Genomic DNA, 17,821 nt, shown 5'->3' with positions numbered 1-17,821 from the left:
TGTATGGTAATACTAGATTGAAACAGCACGGTCCCGTGTATATAATAAAAGATAGGAGAGTACATTTTACGTGGCATCTGGCATATCCACCGGAAAGAAGGAGGACATTTATGTCAGAAGAAAATCATGTTGCGTATCAGAACAAAGACATTGCGGCAAAGTATCTGGCTGAACATTTTTCAGACAAATCATTTGCTGCCTACGGGGTGAAGGTGCCCCGGATTGTAGAGGTACTTCCCACGAACCTGCCTGTGATAGAGGCAAACGAACTGCGGCTGGACAACCTGTTTTTACTGGAGGATGGTTCACTTGCACTGGTTGATTATGAGAGTTCATATGCAGATGCGGATAAGATAAAGTATCTGAATTATATTATTCGTACTTTAAAAAGAAGTATGACGGAGGACAATATCATGCGCAGGATCCGTATGATCGTGATTTACACGGCGGACATAGATCCGGGGCAGACAAGGCCATGTCTGGATATCGGCTGTCTGCAGTTTCAGCTGGAGGAAGCATTCCTGATGGAGCTGGATTCTATAAAGATTGAAGATGGAATCAGACAAAAGCTTAACCGCGGCGAGCCTTTAACGGCGGAGGAACAGATGCAGTTTATAATCCTCCCGTTGACACATCGGGGGAAGGAAGAGAAAGAAGCGTGCATCCGGCGCTGCTTCGATCTGGCGAAGCAGGTGGAGGACGAACAGGATCAGGTCTTCATACTTGCCGGTATACTGGTATTTGCAGATAAGGTGATAGATAACGAAGATTCTAAGAAAATGAGGGAATGGATTATGCTGACAAAGGTATCGAAATTATTCGAAGAAGAAAAGATTGAGTATGGGAAAAAAGTGGCTGCGGAGGTTGCGGAGAAGGCAGCTATAGCAGCTGCGGAGGCGGCAGAGAAGGCCGCTAAGAAGGCAAAAGAGGACTCTGAAAAAACTGCCAAGAAAGCCGCTAAAGAAAATGAAATCGAGATTGTAAAAAGGATGCTGTCTAATGGGATTTCTTTGGAACAGGTTAAAGCGGTAGTGACTATTTTAACGGAGAAAGAGATAAAGGACTTGCAAAAGGAAATTAATAGTTAAGTTGTGTATAAATGTATGCGCCCCATATACTTGATGTGGGGCGTTACTATTTACAGATGTGCATCTGTCGCAGATACAAATATTAGATAATAACAAAAGTAAAAGAAAAATAACAGAAAATAATACGATGTTTTTGTGTATATTTTACAAAAAAGAATCTGAGATGGGGATATGTATTGACAGATAAAATAAAAGGTGTTAATCTCAAATTGTAAACGTTATCAGAAAACGTTTGCAAGAGGAGGAACTTATGAAATCCAGCACGTTAAAGGATATCGCCCAGAAATTAAATATGTCAGTTGCGACAGTATCGAGGGCGGTTAATAATAAAGAGTATGTGAAGGAAGAGACCCGGAAAAGGGTACTTGAAGCACTGGAAGAATATAATTATGTTCCCAACGAAGTAGCACGTTCTTTGAAGCTTCAGTCCACCAAGACTATAGCCGTTATCCTTCCTGATATCTGCGAGGCATTTTTTGGGGAGATTATAAAAGGGATTGACCAGATTGTTTCACCAAAGGGATATACGATTATCGTAGCCGACACAAACGAGAAGAAAGAGAATGAAGAGAAATATCTGTCACTTCTGCAGCAGAAAAGAATAGATGCCCTGGTGTTTGCAACAGTAGATCTTTCAGGATGTAATGTGAAGAAGTACCTTCCCAGCCTTCCTGTAATTTTTATAGATAATATACCGGAACTTCAGGGGATTGACTCGGTTACGATTGATAATGTGCAGGCCAGCAGCATGGCGGTTGATTATCTGTTCGAACAGGGACATGAGCGGATTGCCACGATTATCGGTTCCGTGAAGGAGACGACTGGTTTTGCAAGGCGTGAAGGATATCTGAACGCTCTTAACAGACGGGCGGTGCCTGTGGACGAACATTTGATACAGTATGGGAATTATAAGGAGAATGACGGATTCAGGTGTATGGAAAAGTTAATTCAGAACATTGAGGAGCATCCGTTTACCTCTGTTTATGTAACGTCTGAAAAGATGACCTTTGGGGCTATTAAAGCACTTCGGGAATATGGACTCCGTATCCCCGAAGACATCTCACTGGTCGGCTTTGATGTACAGGATAAAGCTCAGCTGATCAGTCCGAGTATCACGACGATACGGCAGCCTGAGAATCTGATCGGCAGCCGGGTAGGAGAACTGCTTCTTAAGCGTCTGGAGGAAAAGGAAGAGGAGAAGCGGGTGCCGCAGCAGATACTTTTAAGACCGTCTATTGTAGTGGGGCAAAGTGTAAAGAAGATATAACGGTTTCCTGCTTTTGGGCTGATTTAAGAGGTAAGCGAAAGGGATGCCGGAGGACGTTTATGGGGGATCAACTCCATAAACGTTTTCCAGCAAAATTTTTACCAAAATATGTAAACGTTTGCAGAAATTGAAAAGGAAGGGAAAATGAGGTGAAGAATTTGCAAGAAGAGCTATTAAAGATGGAAGGGATCTGTAAGGCATTTCCCGGGGTCAGGGCACTGGATGAAGCCGCAATCACCGTGAAAAGAGGAGAGATTCATGCATTGATGGGAGAAAACGGTGCAGGCAAGTCAACGCTGATGAAAGTACTAAATGGGCTGCTCTCGCCTGACAAGGGGCATATCTGGTTCAACGGAGAGGAGATCCATGTGGAAAATCCGGCCTCGGCACTGAAAAAAGGGATTGCAATGATCTATCAGGAATTGAATCCCGTAAGAGATATGACAGTGGCAGAGAACATATTTCTTGGCAGAGAGTTTACAAGGGGAAAGGGCATTTTTGTGGACAGGAAGAAAGGGGAGGAGGAAGCTGAAGTACTTTTAAAGAAGTTTGAACTGGATATCAGGCCCGGTGCAAAGATGAGGGGGCTTTCCCTTGCAAAGATGCAGATGATTGAAATTGTGAAGGCTGTTTCATCAGGGGCAAAGCTGATCGTCATGGATGAACCTACTTCTTCACTGACAGATGATGAAATAAGAGTTCTTTTCAAAAAGATTCTGGAGTTAAAAAAGGAACAGGTTTCGATCGTATACATATCACACCGCATGGAAGAAATATTTGAGATCGCGGACACAGTTACTGTCATGCGGGACGGAAAATATATTGATACAAAGAGAGTGGGTGAGATTGATAAAAACACCCTGATCCATATGATGGTTGGACGTGAGCTTTCCAATATCTTTCCAAAAGTACCTGTGGAGATTAAAGAACCTGTGTTAGAAGTGAAACATTTTAATTCCCGGCGTTTTTTTGATATTTCATTTCATGTCAGAAAGGGAGAGATCCTTGGTTTTTACGGACTGGTCGGTGCAGGGAGAAGCGAGGTATTTAAGAGCATATTCGGTATGGACCCCTATGAAAGCGGTGAGATCATTGTAGACGGAAAGACACGGGATATCAAGAATCCCCATCAGGCAATCGAGGCGGGGATTGCGATGGTGACAGAGGACAGGAAAGAGTATGGACTGGTGCTTTGCAGGTCGATCCGGGAAAATATAGCTCTGCCAAATCTGGACAGGTTTGCAGGAAAGCTGTTTCTTGACGGCCGGAAAGAAGAAAAAGAGTGTAAGGATATTGCAGGGAAGATATCAGTAAAGATGAGCAGTATGAACCAGCTTGCGGGAAATCTGTCTGGCGGCAACCAGCAGAAGGTTGTGCTTTCCAAATGGCTGATACAAAACCCGAAGATTCTGGTATTGGATGAGCCGACCCGCGGAATTGATGTCGGGGCAAAGGCAGAGATTCATTCTCTGATGTGTGAGTTTGCAAAACAAGGAATGGCGATTATTATGATTTCCTCGGAGCTTCCGGAAGTGATGGGGATGAGTGACAGGATCATGGTAATGGGAGAAGGCAGGATCAAAGGAGAATTCCGGTATGGTGAATATTCTCAGGATGAGATACTTGCGTGTGCTTTGGGCGGGAAGGAGTATGTGAACAATGAAGAATAAGAAATCGGTACTAAGTAATGAGAATATTGCATTATATGTCAGAAGCTATGCCTTAATGGGGATATTCCTCCTGATGTGTATCGGATTTGCGATTGCTTCCCCGACATTTTTGACAATGTCCAATATTATAGGAGTTTTCAGGCAGATCTCCACGAACGGCATTCTGGCAATCGGGATGACACTGGTTATTATCACCGGGGGAATCGACCTTTCTATCGGGCCGCTGGCCGCAATTGCGGGAGTGGTGTCAGCCATGATTCTGGAAAAATATCCGGATCTGCTGCTGCCGGCTCTGTTATCTGGGATTATTGCTGCGGCAGTAATGAGCATGTGGACAGGACTTCTGGTTGCTAAGATGCGGATTGCCCCATTCATTGCATCTCTGTCGACGATGTCCATTGCAAAGGGCATTGCGCTTCTGGCTGCGGATGGTGTTCCGCATACGATATCTAATGCTGCCTATATCAAGATCGGCAACGGATATCTTTGGGACCCGAATAAGACAGGCGGTTTAAGTATCCCGACACCAGTGCTTGTTATTTTTATCGTGGCTGTTGTGATCTGGATTGTCTTGAACAAAACAAAATACGGACGCCATATATATGCTGTGGGAGGGAATGAAAATGCTGCGATTGCTTCAGGAATTAATGCAGCGAGGGTCAAATTCTGTACCTATGTACTAAACGGGCTGCTGTGTGGTATTGCAGGAATCGTGCTCGCCGGGAGAATTACATCCGGACAGCCGACTGCAGCAGCGGGGTATGAGATGGATGCGATCACGGCCGTCATAGTAGGCGGGACAAGTATGACAGGCGGTGTTGGCAAGATAGGCGGAACAATAATTGGCGCACTGATAATCGGAGTTCTCAACAACGGACTGATTCTTATGGGAGTGTCGTCCTACTATCAGCAGATTATCAAGGGTATCATTATTGCCGTCGCAGTGTTACTGGACATGAAAACAAAGAAGAATTAGAAAAGGAGAGCCGTGTTATGAAAAAGAGATTATTGAGTCTGCTGCTTTGTGCAGCAATGGTTATGGCAATGCTGGCAGGATGTGGAAATTCAAAGGATTCCGGAAATGACAGCGTGGATGACAAAGGTACGGACAGTAAAAGTGAGGACGGGCCAGACAGTGGAAAGGTGTATAAGATCGGTGTATCCACACAGGCCTGGAAGTATGAGTTTATTAAAAACATGGTAAATGCACTCAATAAACTGGATGATGATATGGACCAGGTAGAACTTGTCATGGTGGACAGCGAGGATTCTGTGGAAAAACAGCTCAGTGACGTCGATACAATGATTGCACAGGGTGTAGACGGTATTCTTCTGAACTGCTTAAGCTTTGAAGGAAGTTCATCCGCAGTGGAGGCATGTAAAAATGCCGGAATTCCTCTGGTCGAGTTTATCTCTTATACGGAAAACGAAGATTACGCCACATTCGTAGGCACAGACGTAAAGTCCTCCGGTATTATGGCAATGGACCTGATTGCAGATGCGATAGATGAAAAAGGAAAGCTGTTTGAAATTCAGGGCGTTATCGGGCATACGGCACAGATTAACAGAGGAGCGGGAATCGCAGAGGAATTGAAAAACTATCCTGACATTGAACTTGTAGAGTCACAGTCAGGAGAATTCTCAAAGGATAAGGCGATGGCTGTAACAGAGGCCTGGCTGGCAAAATATCCGGCAGGAGAGATCGATGCGATCGTAGCCCATAACGACCAGATGGCGTTAGGTGCGTTAAACGCGTGTCAGGCAGCAAACAGAACAGAGATTAAGATTGTCGGGATTGACGGAGATGCTGAAGCACTTCAGGCGGTTATGGACGGGAAAATGGCAGCAACCGTTGTTGATTACTGCGAGGAAGAGTGCAAGCTTGCCGTAGAAGAGATGGTAAGCATACTGGACGGAAATGCCCCGAAGAAAGAAATACTCGCGGATTATGTACCAGTCAGCACGAAGGAAGAGGCACAGAAATTCATGGATCTTCGTTCAGGAAACTAAAGAAGGTTTTATGACACTCCCAAAGAATCAGTAAAGGAAAAGACAGATGAAAATACTGGAAGGTTCGTTTCAATGTGAAGCAAATACGTTTTGCAGACAAAGAACAGAAACAGAAGATTTTGAGGTTTTTACAGGGGATGCGCTGCTTGAAAAGATGGCGGCTACCCCGGTATTTTGCGAAGCAGGAGCACAAGTTGTCCCGCTGCTCTATGCAAGTGCCCTGCCGGGCGGGATGGTATCTCGGAAAGCATTTGAGCATTACCGTACAATTTTCATAGAACTTATACAGAAAAATAGAGACGCAGACGGAATTTACCTATATCTCCACGGGGCGATGTATGTAGAAGGACTGGGGAGCGGGGAAGAGCAGCTTGTGAAGTCGATCCGTGAAGTGGTTGGTGACGGGGTCCCGATATCTGTGGCACTTGACTATCATGCCAATCTTTCTGACGGATTTATTAAAGCTGTCAATGCCATCCAGGGATTTCGGACAGCCCCTCATGTCGACCATGATGATACGGAGAGGCGGGCCGCAAAGTCACTGCTGAAGTGCATCAAAAGGCACATATGCCCGGCACCGGTATTTGTCCGGGTACCATATTTAGGAGGGGATGCCGCGACAACAGACAAAGAACCATTTGTTACTATCACAAAATATTTACAACATATGGATGCGTCGGAAGAGGTGATATCCTGCGCATTTTTCAACGGACAGCCCTGGTATGATTCACCATATACAGGAAACTGTGCAGTGATTTCCGGTACAGACAGGCAGAAAAGTTTTCAAGCGGCAGTAAAGCTCGCAAAGACTTTCTGGGATGGAAGGGAGAATCTTAAGATTGACCAGGCAATGAACACAGATCAGGCAGTGGAAGAGTCACTTCAGAATCAGGAGGGCATTCTTTTTGTCACAGATTCCGGGGACAATACAACGGCCGGGGCAGACGGGGAGGGAACTCTTCTTTTGAGAAAATATCTGGAACAAAATCAGAAAGGCGTCCTGATCTGCGGGATTCACGCCCGGAAGGCGGTCGATGAGCTTTTGAAATCAGAAGTAGGCGAAAGCCGGGATATCGTGTTATGCCGTGGACAGTGTGAGAAACAGGAAATAGAAACGCCATGCCGGGTTATTTTGAGGAAAAAAGGAATCGTCTATGGCTGGGCAGGAGATGAGGTTGGTGAGGGGGTCTTAGTGAGCTGTGGGAATACGGATATTGTGCTCACAAATGCACGTGCTGCATTTACGACACCGGAACACTTCAAAAAAATGGGCATACGGCCGGAAGACTATCAGGTCGTTGTGATAAAGATGGGATATCTGTTTCCGAAATTAAGGGAAATATCAAACCGTTTTATTTTTGCCATGACGCCGGGAATCAGCAGCAACGATTTTACACAGATCGATTATCAGAATCTGAAGAAACGAGTGTATCCGATTAATAACGACATTACATGGGAAGAGATTATGGAAGAAGCGGAGGTGAGAACATGAAACAGATAATCCCGGAAGTAAAGCAGATCAGGAAAAAGAGGGGGTACACAAAATCATTTTCAGGAGTTTCCTTGTCTGCCGGGGTACCTTTTGGGAAGGAAGCAGAAGAGATTCTACACTTAAAGCTGTGGAATTATGAGGAGCTGGAGTGCGGGCATGATACTATCAAGATAATCTTAAGGAATCTGGAAGATGCCAGAAAGCTCCCGGATGTGTGTATGGAGCTTCACGAAATGGAAGGAAGCATACCAGAAGAATCGGCAGAGCTCTTTTCCAGGCAGGGGTATTTGCTGGATATTACAGAAGACGAGGTGCGGGTCTTTACAGATACACAGGAAGGCTTTGCATATGCACTGTCCACGGTGAAACAGCTGCTAGAAGGCGGTGAGCAGTTTTATCTGCCGCAGATATGTGCAGCAGACTGGCCTTCCATAGAGTACAGAAGCCTGTCCGTGACTTTTGCATGGTATGCCGGTTACGGAAGATTCGGCTTTGATATGCAGCTCTGGGGCCTGAAGGAATGGAAACAGTTTTTGGATATCTGTTCTGATTATAAGATGAACCAGCTCAATATGTGCCTTTACGGTTACTGGCCGTTTCGTATGGAGGGGTATCCGGAAGCAGAACTTCGGGGACTTAAGATGAAGCTGTGGAATCCGGAGAGTGAAAACTGGGTGGAGGTCGAATATATGCATCCGAATCTTGCGGAAGAGTTCCTGCCGCAGCTGATCGAGTACGGGCATAAGCTTGGGATCCGGTTCTATGCGTACATTGGGCTGAACAGCTATAGCGGGGGATACTCGAATGCCCATAAGGAAAAACGGATGAAAATGCAGAAGGACAGCCATTTTATCAATGATTTTGACAGTCTGTGCCTTAGTGATGAGGGGACGGTCCAGTATTTAAAGAAGAGTATGAGAAGTATTGTCTCACAGGGATTCGACGGAATTGATTTTGAGGAAAGCGAGGAGGCATTCTGGTATTGTAATTGTGAAAGGTGCAGGGAAACATTCTGGAAAGGATGCAGTACGCCGGAAGAGACACTCCATGCGGCAAATACCTGGCTGCTCCAGATTCTTTACGAGGAACTAAAGGCAGCGAAGCCGGATATTACGATTGGAATCCGGGCGTGGAGACAGCCTCCGCTTGTGCGCCCGGAGGAACTGATTGCTAAAATGAAGGCAAGTATTCCGGATGATGTCGTATTATTCTGGGCACCGGGACAATATGTTGAGGAGAGTGAGTTTGAGAAGTGGATTCATGCCTTCGGCAGAGAAAGGATACGTGCAAGAGATACCGAGGCAATTGGATTTGCGGCCGGTCTGGGACGACTGATCCGTCCGCTGAAATGCAATGGGCTGCGCTGTGGAGAGGAACCAATTACACAGTATATTGACGAGGATATCCGGCAGCATAAGGGGTCTGTCAGGATGCATGCGGCCGGGATCAATGGGTACCTGTTTGAGTGGTATGGATTTTTTATGGCTTTCTTTGCCCACGCATATTATGGCTGGGGCGGTGAAAAAGAGACAGAGGAATTTTACAGATATGCTTTGGAGACCGTGTTTGGGGATCTGGCGGATGACATTTATTTCGTTATGACAAACATGTTTACGATACACGAGAGCCAGCTGAACATATTTGAACTGGAATTCCCATTTGCAAAAAATAAAGTTGAAAAAAGAGATATACCCCGGATTCAGGAGGCTGTCAGGCTTTATCCGGATCTCATGCAGAAGCTGGACCATATTATAGAAGAATTACGTTCTGATAAGAGAAACTATGACTTTGCACTGCACTTCAAGAAATGGAAGATTTCTGTGATGCGCAGCAGAATCATATATGATATGGCTCTGGAGTCACTGAAGTTTGAGGAAGCAGAGTCAGAAGAGGAAAAACAGGACTGCTTAAGGAAAATGTATCTGGATAATGAAAGAGAGTTTGAAATAATCCGTGAAAATTATTTTGATGTGAACCCGGTTTTGGAGACGGGAACAGCATCCTGTATGATTCCTTATCATGAACTGAAGAGGTGCATATTAAACAGATTGTACCCTGACAGGAGACAAGAAAGGCCGGTTTATCTGGGGGTAGAATCTCTGGGATGGATGTGGTTCTAGCCGGGGACAGATACGGTTAAAACAGGGCAGGTGCAAAGTGATGAAACGAACGGGAATATATTTTGAAGTAAGAGAGAACAAGAGAGAGGCTTATATTCAGGCACATGAAAACATATGGCCTGAAATGCGTGAAGTGCTTAATGAGGCGGGAATCCGGAATTATTCCATTTGGAATCTGGGAAGGAAGCTGTTTGCTTATTATGAGACAGACGATGAAGAAAGGATGCAGGCAGTTCTTGATTCCAGTAAAGTCTACGCAGACTGGAGGGACAGGATGGAGGAATTTGTCTATATCGAGGAAACAGCCGGCAGGAAAGAATGGCCGATGGAACTGGTATTTTTTAATCAGGGAGAAGAAAAGGAGGTTTTGTAATGTCATATTTTAATCAGGGAGAAACAGACAGGAGAATGGAAAAGGTCCGCGCGATCTTAGAGAAAGGCGGGCTTGATGCTGCTTTGATTTATTACGATGAACTGAATATTGCGAACGGGTGGTATGTAACAGGCTGGTGTCCGCAGTTTGAAAAGGGAGCAGTTTTTCTCCCTGCTAAGGGAGAAGCAATCCTGCTGGGTGGTCCGGAAAGCGAACCGTTTGCAAAAATGAGCAGTGCAGTGCGGGAAACACGCAATTTTACAGTATTTATGGTGCCAGATGAAGAGTATCCAAATGCCAGCATTATAGATTTTGAAAAGTTATACGAGGAACTTAACGGAAAAGGAATTTCATTAAAGCGGATTGGCGTCGTCGGGACGACTGTGATTCCCCATGCCGTTTACACACAGTTTGCAGAAGGGTTCAAAGGCGTGGAACTGGTGGATATCACAGATGAATATGAGGCTCTGCGTTCCCATAAGTCAGAGTGGGAACTGGATAACGTAAGACAGGCGACGGCACTATCATACCAGGCGTATCTGGAAATGAAGGAATTAGTAAAACCGGGTACATATGAACACGAGATTGCAGCCGCCGGTGAGTATGTATGCCGGAAAAATGGTGCAAACAGCTTTGCATATGCAACGATTGTCGGAAGTGGGGAAAGATCCAACGCTGTGGTACCGACTGCGATCAACAAGGAATTAAAGGACGGCGAATGGGTCATGCTTGGAATTGCGCCGAGAGTCAATGGTTATGCGGGAACATTTGGAGAAACGGTGCCCGTATCAGGTACGTATACGGAGGAACAGAAATGGGCGGTTAATGTTTTGAGGAAGGTACTCAGGGCGACGAAGGCCATGCTGAAACCCGGAGTATCCGGAAAAGAGATTGATGTGCCCGGACGTGAGATCTTTCAGGAGGAAGGGCTCCTTCCCTATCTCGTCTGCCCGTTTGCACATACAATCGGACTGATGGAGGCAGAGGCTCCTTTCTACGGCCCGAACTCTGAAGATGTACTGGAACCGGGGATGACGGTATGTGTTGATGTGAGTTTCTTCGGACATCCAACACTGCATGGGGCAAGAATCGAAACTGTTTATACAATCACAGAAGATGGATGCAGACCGCTTTGCCCGGAACTGGATGCATGGTTTGAAGAGGATGTAAAATAGGAGGGAATGAAAATGGAGATTGGAAAAAAGACATGGGTGTTTGCTGACGGAGATCTTCCGCCCAGAGGTGAGGAGGAGCCTTTCGGCCACGAGGCTCTGATGATTGTGAATGCGGGAAAAGAGGATGCCGGGATCAGGCTGGACCTGCTCTTTGAAGCTGAGGAACCAAAAGAAGGGATTCTGCTGAATGTACCGGCAAAACGTGTCTGCTGTTTTCGTATGGATGAACCACTGGGGGAAGAACAATACCAGATCAGGCCGGGGCAGTTTGCGGTCATTGTAAACAGCAGTGTACCAGTTGTGGCGGTCTACGGCCGTCTTGACAGAAGGAAAGACATGGCATACTATCCGGTTGCCGGCTACAGTGTTTAGATGAAGAAGCTGAAACTATTTCTGATATCACTGGTACTACTGTTTCTTCTCGGAATTGAATCCGGCGGATTCCAGATTTCACTGCTTAAAATGGCGGAGGATTTCGGCCTGTCAGGAACCGGGAATGGAAGTCTGGTTGCGGCACAGTACAGTGCGATAATTATGATGCCGTTTTTGTTTGGAATGGTGGCAGAACGTGCGGGGAAGATAAGAATTCTCCGCATATTCTGCCTTGTCTTTGCTGTCGGATGTGGAATTGTTGTATCGGCACATGCCTACGAGATACTTCTCCCGGGAATCTTTCTGATCGGTTCAGGATATAGTGTGTGTGAAAGCCTGGTTTCGGCTGTTTTGACGGAGCAGTACCGGGAAAAAGCGGGGTTGTATCTGAACCTTGTACAGGGTGCGTTCAGCCTTGGGGCAGTGGCAGGGCCCCATCTGATATCATGGGCCGCAAAGCAGGGAGCAGGCTGGAATATCCTGTTTATTATCTGTGGTATTGGATTTCTCGTTCTCTGGGGCTGCTTACTTTTAAAGAGAAGCAGTGGAAACCATTGTATAAGTCAGGGAATATGCAGCAAGCTGCCGGATATTAAAACAGCAGCGCCGGCAGTTAAAAAAAATGTGAATGCAGGTAGTACAATAAAGTTCCCACCCATTTTTTCCCTGCTCGTGTTTTCTTTTTTCCTTTACGGAGGCCTGGAGGTTGGAGTCAGTTATTATATTGATTCCTACATGCAGATCGAATTAGGAGGAGCGCCGTTGTCTGCGTGGGCAGTTTCTTCTTTCTGGCTTTTTATGGTCCCGTCCCGTTTCGCATCGGGACTTTTGTATCGGTACAGGCGGTTCCTCCTTCCATCCTGTTTCCTTCTGTCAGTACCTGTTCTGTTTTGGATTTCTATGACAGAAAGGGCAGAATCGGCTGTGATTTTGTTTTCCATTCTGGGATTTTTACTTGGGACACTTTGGCCTAATCTCATGGGGACTGCGACGGAGGATTACAAAGAAAGAGCGGCAATGGCAGCAGGTATCATGTCTGCCGGCTGCGGGATGGGGGCAGTTTTGTCTCCACTCATTCTTGGAAAACTGGCAGGAGCCGGTGAGTTAAGATACGGATTTATACTGCTGGCTGTATGCAGTCTGGCAGGAGGAATCCTGTGTATCTGTTATCTGAAAAAGCGTTGATTTCTTGAACATGAAATGTATTGCAAGCTATATGGTTTCCGCTGTTGAGCCTGCTTCAATTTGATGCAGGGCATCCAATAGCGGAAACTTTGTCTTGTATAAAACACCAGGCAGTGCTATACTGACTTCACATCAAAATCCCAGACCGTTTTATTCATAAAATTCTAAGGTCTGAATCTTATTTTTTACATGGTGTAGAAGATAAATCTGATTTCCTTGGCGGTTCAGCCGGAAATTACCAGTTTTGATGACTAATAAATACTGTTTTTTTGAAGTTGGAACATATCTGAAAACCGAACATACCGTATCATAAGAACAAATTTACCGGAGATCAAATTATGATACAAGTCATCAATCAGCAGACTGTCCGGATCGTATCGCGTCCTTTTACGATTTACCCTGGTACCGATCTGACAGGGACTGCGACAGGTGATCCGGAAGTGCGCAACTACTGTTCACTGCCTTCTACTACTGAATCCAGATATCATCTGGACCGGCCGGATCACAACAATATATTTCAATTCAGACTGACTCAAAATGGAACGACGGGTTTTGCATATTGTCTGGATAAATTTGCGGATGGACCATATGGGGATATTCCCTATGTAAGTGCTCCGTTTGAATCTATTTTCGAAACAGCCACGGAGAGACAAAAGCAGATGCTTGCCTGGATACTGGCAAATACTTTTCCAACGGTCAGCGCGGCACAGACATTTGCACTAGCGGGGGTAGATCCAACAGCAAACCCTCCATTGGATGACAATGATGCCTACGCTGCTGTTCAGGTGGCCCTGTGGGTTTTATTGGGGCAGATTGCGCCTGATGAAGTATATTTTTTAGATTGTACTACAGATGAAGCACATCCGAAGTCAGCAAGAATGCGTGCTGCCGTCCTGCGTCTTCTGGAACTTGCAGGAGAATTTGCAGACTCAGCAGCAGTACCGGCGCCCCCAAAGGCGGCAAACCAGAACTGCTGCAAAAATACAGGGATTGACTGCTGCAATACGGGAGAAATTCCATCAGATGTAAGCGTACCATATCTGGTATTTTCAGGCTGTCCGAATGAATTAAGGACAGTATGTGGAAGACTATTGATAGGCCCTTTCAGACTTCAGTCCGGACTGACTGGGCAGCCCAGTATTACGATAGAACCTTTATGCACATGCCAGGATGATTTTTCAGCAGTATTTATGGATTTCTGCGGAAATAGTATCGAAACACCGTCTATAGGAGACGAATTTTATCTGGCTGTCAGAACGATGAAGGATTATATATGCTTTACGTTAAGTGCATCATTTACAACAGATGTAACACGTGTGGTTACCATGAAGCCTGAGAGTTCACCAAATTATCAGCCGATTGGAACCGGGCTGCTTAATGAAAGAGTTACAGTTACAGCAGAAATTTGTGTATGCGCGGCAGCAGGTAAAGTAAAAGAGAAATCCTGCAGACCGGGGATAAACATTAATAATAATACTTCAAATAATAATAACAACAATAATAATAATAATAGTAATTCAAATCAGGGGGGCGGAATGTATCCTTATCCGCCATGTATATGCGGGTATCCTCCGTATAACGGATATTGGCCAAGACCGCCGTATTTTCAGGAACCACCGTACCCACCATATCCACCATATCCGCCGGAACCACCGTATCCGCCATATCCACCGTATCCGCCATATCCACCGAGGCCGCCGTATCCGCCATGTCCGCCGGAACCACCGTGTCCGCCGAAGCCGACGTGTCCACCAAAGCCGCCGTGTCCGCCGGAACCGCCATGCCCGCCAAAGCCGCCGTGTCCCCCATGTCCACCGAAAACGCCCTGTCTTCCGAAGCCCCCTTGCTGCTGTAACCAGTCATGCAGCTCAGAGGAAGAGAAGCATACAGGAACAGCGGAGAGGTAGAGTTTGGACGAAAAAGAAAAAATAACAGGGATTTATAAAATATCTGCCAATAAATCGTAAAAGGGCACATAGTGTAAGTATTTATATTATGCTATACTGAATAAGTAACACAGCGGCGCAGCTGCTGTGTTACTTTCTAAATAAACCAGTTTATTATGAAAAAAGCCCTGCCGGTATCCATCTGTAATAAGTCTGCAACATCTCCTGTTTATGATGAGTGTGTAAGGAACAATAGTAACAAAAGAGTACTGTACTCACCGGTTTATACGGCATTATGACAGGAGAAAGGAGATATGGGTTATGAAAGAGATATGGAGGAAGTACAAGGCTGCGGTTATTGCGGGAGGTCTGGTTGTATGCATGACAGCCGTGCTGGGCGCCGGAATGAAACTTACGAACACGCTGGCTGTCAGTGAGATTGTAAAGGCGGCAGATAAAGAAATGGATGAGCCGTCAGATATAGTCAAAATATATTATGAAGTATGGGATCAGAATGCACCATATAAAGAGTATAATCAGGATCAGGAGACTGCCGCAAAGGTATGTGAAAAGTACGGGTTGGATTATGATACGGTTACGCTGGAAGAAATCACACCAGAAATGTCCTCTTATGCGGAAGCACTGAGGCTTTTAAAAGATTTAGGTAATTCCCCCTTGCTCGAGGAAAGTATTAAGGATGGTAAGGCAGGTCCTGTGCAGTCACTGGAGATGTATATCTGTGAGATTTATGCATTTTCCGGAGGGAAAGATGTGATAGAAGCATACTGCGGAGACCACGGCATTAATCCGGACAAGTCTGTAGTTTCTGATTTAACGGCAGAGGAATTGATTGAAATTGGGAATCTGGCTTTTGATACTTCAGACCACGGGACAGAAAAAGAGAAGGACCGAATTAACAACAGACTGTATAAAGAGCACCAGCTTGACAAGAAGATTGCAAAGCAGGTATGTGAGAAATACAATCTGAATTACGATACCGCGAAGGTAAAAGATATTAAGGGTGAAATCTCTGCCTACGAGGAGGCACTGTGGCTGTTGAAATACCTGGGGGCATCGACACTGTATGAAGATAATGCCGAAAGGGACGGTTATAAGATCGTGGAATGGTCACTGGAAGCCCATATACGTGATACGAACCAGCTCGAGGATGCAAGAAATGCAATCGGAGAATTTTGCAGAAAGAGGGGGATTGACCCGGATAAGGCAGTGATATCTGATTTTTCGGCAGAAGATCTGACAAAGATAATTGTCGATGCGGCTGCGGGGGGAAAGCATTAGGATACCAGTAACTGTTCTGAATTCATGAATAGTTTTACGAATCATACATAAAAACAGGGGGCGCCTATGGCAGATATTTTAATTGTCGAGGATGACAAAAGCATCAATGAATTAATCAGGCGTACAATCGAAATGACAGGACACAGAGGGTTTTCCGCCTTTCAGGGGCGGGAAGCCCTGAGGTCCGTGGAGCAAAAAGCACCGGATCTGATTTTGCTGGATATGAATCTGCCGGATATGAGCGGCTTCGATTTATTGAAGCAGTTCAGGGAGATTCCGGTCATCTGTGTGACTGCAAGGGGCGAGATTTCCGACAGGGTAAAGGGGCTGAACGGCGGGGCCGAAGACTACATTGTAAAACCATTTGCAATGGAAGAGCTTACGGCACGTATACATGTAGCGCTGCGCCGTTCTCATAAGGAGCAGACTCTGTACCGGATCGGGGATGTGGAAGTGGATACGGCGAAGGCTGTTGTTACGAAAAATGCAGAAACGGTAGAGTTGACTTCCCGTGAGTATGAACTGCTGAAGGTACTTCTTGACAACAGAAATATTGCGCTTTCCAGAGACAGGCTTCTGGATCTGGCATGGGGAATGGATTTTTACGGGGATGACAGAACTGTTGACGTCCATATCCGGCGCCTGCGCCAGAAACTGGGGCTGGAGAGGGAGATAAAAACGATATTTAAATATGGGTACCGATTGGAGATTTAAGATGCAGCTATGGAAAAAGAATTTTCTTGTTACATTTCTGTTTTTCCTGGTTATTATAGAGGGAAGCCTGCTTGCCCTCCATGCTGTTCTGTACCGCAGTGAACTTAAGGACTGGATCAGCCGGGCTGTATCGGGGGAACAGGGCATCGCCTACATGCTGTCTGGCTATCAGGAAACTGACAGGGGAAAGCTGGAGGAAAAGATAGAAGATGCGGCCAAAAGATATCTGGCCACAGGGGTCAAAATCAGTGTGTCAATTGATGAAGAAAAGGTGGTTGACTATATTCCTTTAGATGCCGCAGACAGCGGCAGACTACAGGTGGTTACCTGGCGAAGGACATCTTATATCCTGATCCGGGACAGCATTGTGATGCCAGGCGGTGCAGTTCTGCACATCTCTTATATGGAAAGTATGGCTTCTTTCAATGATGCACAGAAGCAGCGTATCATACAGATAATGCTTCTTAGTGTCCTGATTGCAGCAGTCATAGGGATTATGCTGTACCTGACAATGAAGCGTATTAACCGGCCGGTCAGCCAGATTGCCCATGAACTGCGAACACCGCTGACCGGAATTCAGGGATACGCAGAATATCTGATGATGGGGAATCTCAGCGAAGAAGACCGTTTTTTTGCTGCACAGCAGATTGTAGAGAGCTCGCTCAATATGGGAAATATCGTGGAGAAGCTTCTGATTATGGGTGGTATGAGGGAAGGACGTGTACAGATGCAGAAGGTAAGGCTTAAGGAACTGCTTGACCAGATAAAACTGCTGTACCCGGATCTGGAAGTGGACTGCCGGATAGAAACGGTACAGGGGGACCCGACTTTAATACGCTGTATGCTGGAAAATCTGGTACATAATGCGGTGAATGCAGGCGAACATGTAAAGCTTACGGCAGATAAACAGGATATCATCATCTGGAATGACGGGGAACCAATCAGCGAAAAGAAGTTAAGGCAGATGAACCGGGTTAAGGGGTTCCGCCCGGAATATGCGGACAGGCATGGGTTTGGAATCGGGCTGTGCCATGAGATAGCAGGCGTGCATGGCTGGAGACTGGTCTACAGGTCCTCAAAGGAAGAGGGGACAACTACTTCGGTCATCCTGTGAGGGAAGGGAATCGTGGGAAATTTTTATCTGTCCTTGACATTAGGAGTGTTACAGGA

At 45.9% G+C, this 17,821-nt stretch carries 15 protein-coding genes; all 15 read left to right on the top strand.

The genetic code is table 11. The features are described from left to right. Positions 1 to 110: 110 nt before the first annotated feature. The 15 genes from DWX43_RS14140 (at position 111) to DWX43_RS14070 (ending at position 17,765) form a co-directional block, all read left to right on the top strand. On the top strand, positions 111 to 1,088 hold the full coding sequence (locus tag DWX43_RS14140) for a hypothetical protein (RefSeq protein WP_118620732.1): 978 nt from the start codon (positions 111 to 113) through the stop codon (positions 1,086 to 1,088). A 250-nt stretch (positions 1,089 to 1,338) separates the two neighbouring features. Next, on the top strand, positions 1,339 to 2,355 hold the full coding sequence (locus DWX43_RS14135; RefSeq protein WP_109731641.1) for a LacI family DNA-binding transcriptional regulator: 1,017 nt from the start codon (positions 1,339 to 1,341) through the stop codon (positions 2,353 to 2,355). Positions 2,356 to 2,504: 149 nt separating this feature from the next. After that, on the top strand, positions 2,505 to 4,025 hold the full coding sequence (locus tag DWX43_RS14130; protein WP_243099315.1) for a sugar ABC transporter ATP-binding protein: 1,521 nt from the start codon (positions 2,505 to 2,507) through the stop codon (positions 4,023 to 4,025). Beyond that, positions 4,015 to 5,001 carry an ABC transporter permease gene (locus tag DWX43_RS14125; RefSeq protein WP_207666094.1) on the top strand — a complete coding sequence of 329 codons (987 nt, stop codon included), beginning with the start codon at positions 4,015 to 4,017 and terminating at the stop codon, positions 4,999 to 5,001. Before DWX43_RS14130 ends, DWX43_RS14125 begins: the two co-directional genes overlap by 11 nt. Before the next feature lie 17 nt (positions 5,002 to 5,018). Continuing rightward, complete coding sequence (locus DWX43_RS14120) at positions 5,019 to 6,035, top strand: substrate-binding domain-containing protein (protein WP_109731642.1); 1,017 nt, start codon at positions 5,019 to 5,021, stop codon at positions 6,033 to 6,035. Between the two features lie 46 nt (positions 6,036 to 6,081). Continuing rightward, positions 6,082 to 7,527 (top strand): M81 family metallopeptidase, encoded by a 1,446-nt coding sequence (locus DWX43_RS14115; RefSeq protein ID WP_118620731.1) that lies wholly within the window; start codon positions 6,082 to 6,084, stop codon positions 7,525 to 7,527. Next, on the top strand, positions 7,524 to 9,647 hold the full coding sequence (locus tag DWX43_RS14110; protein WP_182440706.1) for a hypothetical protein: 2,124 nt from the start codon (positions 7,524 to 7,526) through the stop codon (positions 9,645 to 9,647). Before DWX43_RS14115 ends, DWX43_RS14110 begins: the two co-directional genes overlap by 4 nt. A gap of 40 nt (positions 9,648 to 9,687) precedes the next feature. Continuing rightward, positions 9,688 to 10,020 carry an L-rhamnose mutarotase gene (locus DWX43_RS14105; RefSeq protein ID WP_118620729.1) on the top strand — a complete coding sequence of 111 codons (333 nt, stop codon included), beginning with the start codon at positions 9,688 to 9,690 and terminating at the stop codon, positions 10,018 to 10,020. Beyond that, the gene (locus DWX43_RS14100; RefSeq protein ID WP_118620728.1) at positions 10,020 to 11,195 is read left to right on the top strand and encodes a Xaa-Pro peptidase family protein; all 1,176 of its coding nucleotides are present in this window, start codon (positions 10,020 to 10,022) and stop codon (positions 11,193 to 11,195) included. The genes DWX43_RS14105 and DWX43_RS14100 overlap by 1 nt, the downstream gene beginning before the upstream one ends. A 12-nt stretch (positions 11,196 to 11,207) precedes the next feature. Continuing rightward, positions 11,208 to 11,567: a sensory rhodopsin transducer gene (locus tag DWX43_RS14095; RefSeq protein WP_181368705.1), complete on the top strand. Its 360-nt coding sequence runs from the start codon at positions 11,208 to 11,210 to the stop codon at positions 11,565 to 11,567. After that, on the top strand, positions 11,568 to 12,752 hold the full coding sequence (locus tag DWX43_RS14090) for an MFS transporter (protein ID WP_118620727.1): 1,185 nt from the start codon (positions 11,568 to 11,570) through the stop codon (positions 12,750 to 12,752). Between the two features lie 338 nt (positions 12,753 to 13,090). Further along, entirely contained in the window at positions 13,091 to 14,659 is a 1,569-nt protein-coding gene (locus DWX43_RS26980) for a thioester domain-containing protein (RefSeq protein ID WP_182440705.1), read from the top strand. A 300-nt stretch (positions 14,660 to 14,959) separates the two neighbouring features. Next, positions 14,960 to 15,937 carry a hypothetical protein gene (locus DWX43_RS14080; RefSeq protein WP_118620726.1) on the top strand — a complete coding sequence of 326 codons (978 nt, stop codon included), beginning with the start codon at positions 14,960 to 14,962 and terminating at the stop codon, positions 15,935 to 15,937. 66 nt (positions 15,938 to 16,003) lie between these two features. After that, positions 16,004 to 16,651 (top strand): response regulator transcription factor, encoded by a 648-nt coding sequence (locus DWX43_RS14075; protein ID WP_118620725.1) that lies wholly within the window; start codon positions 16,004 to 16,006, stop codon positions 16,649 to 16,651. A gap of 1 nt (position 16,652) precedes the next feature. Then, the gene (locus DWX43_RS14070; RefSeq protein ID WP_182440704.1) at positions 16,653 to 17,765 is read left to right on the top strand and encodes a HAMP domain-containing sensor histidine kinase; all 1,113 of its coding nucleotides are present in this window, start codon (positions 16,653 to 16,655) and stop codon (positions 17,763 to 17,765) included. Positions 17,766 to 17,821: the final 56 nt, after the last annotated feature.

This window comes from Clostridium sp. AF19-22AC (assembly GCF_003479085.1).
GTDB classification, from domain to species: domain Bacteria; phylum Bacillota; class Clostridia; order Lachnospirales; family Lachnospiraceae; genus Faecalicatena_A; species Faecalicatena_A orotica.
This window is presented reverse-complemented; position numbering and strand designations above follow the sequence as displayed.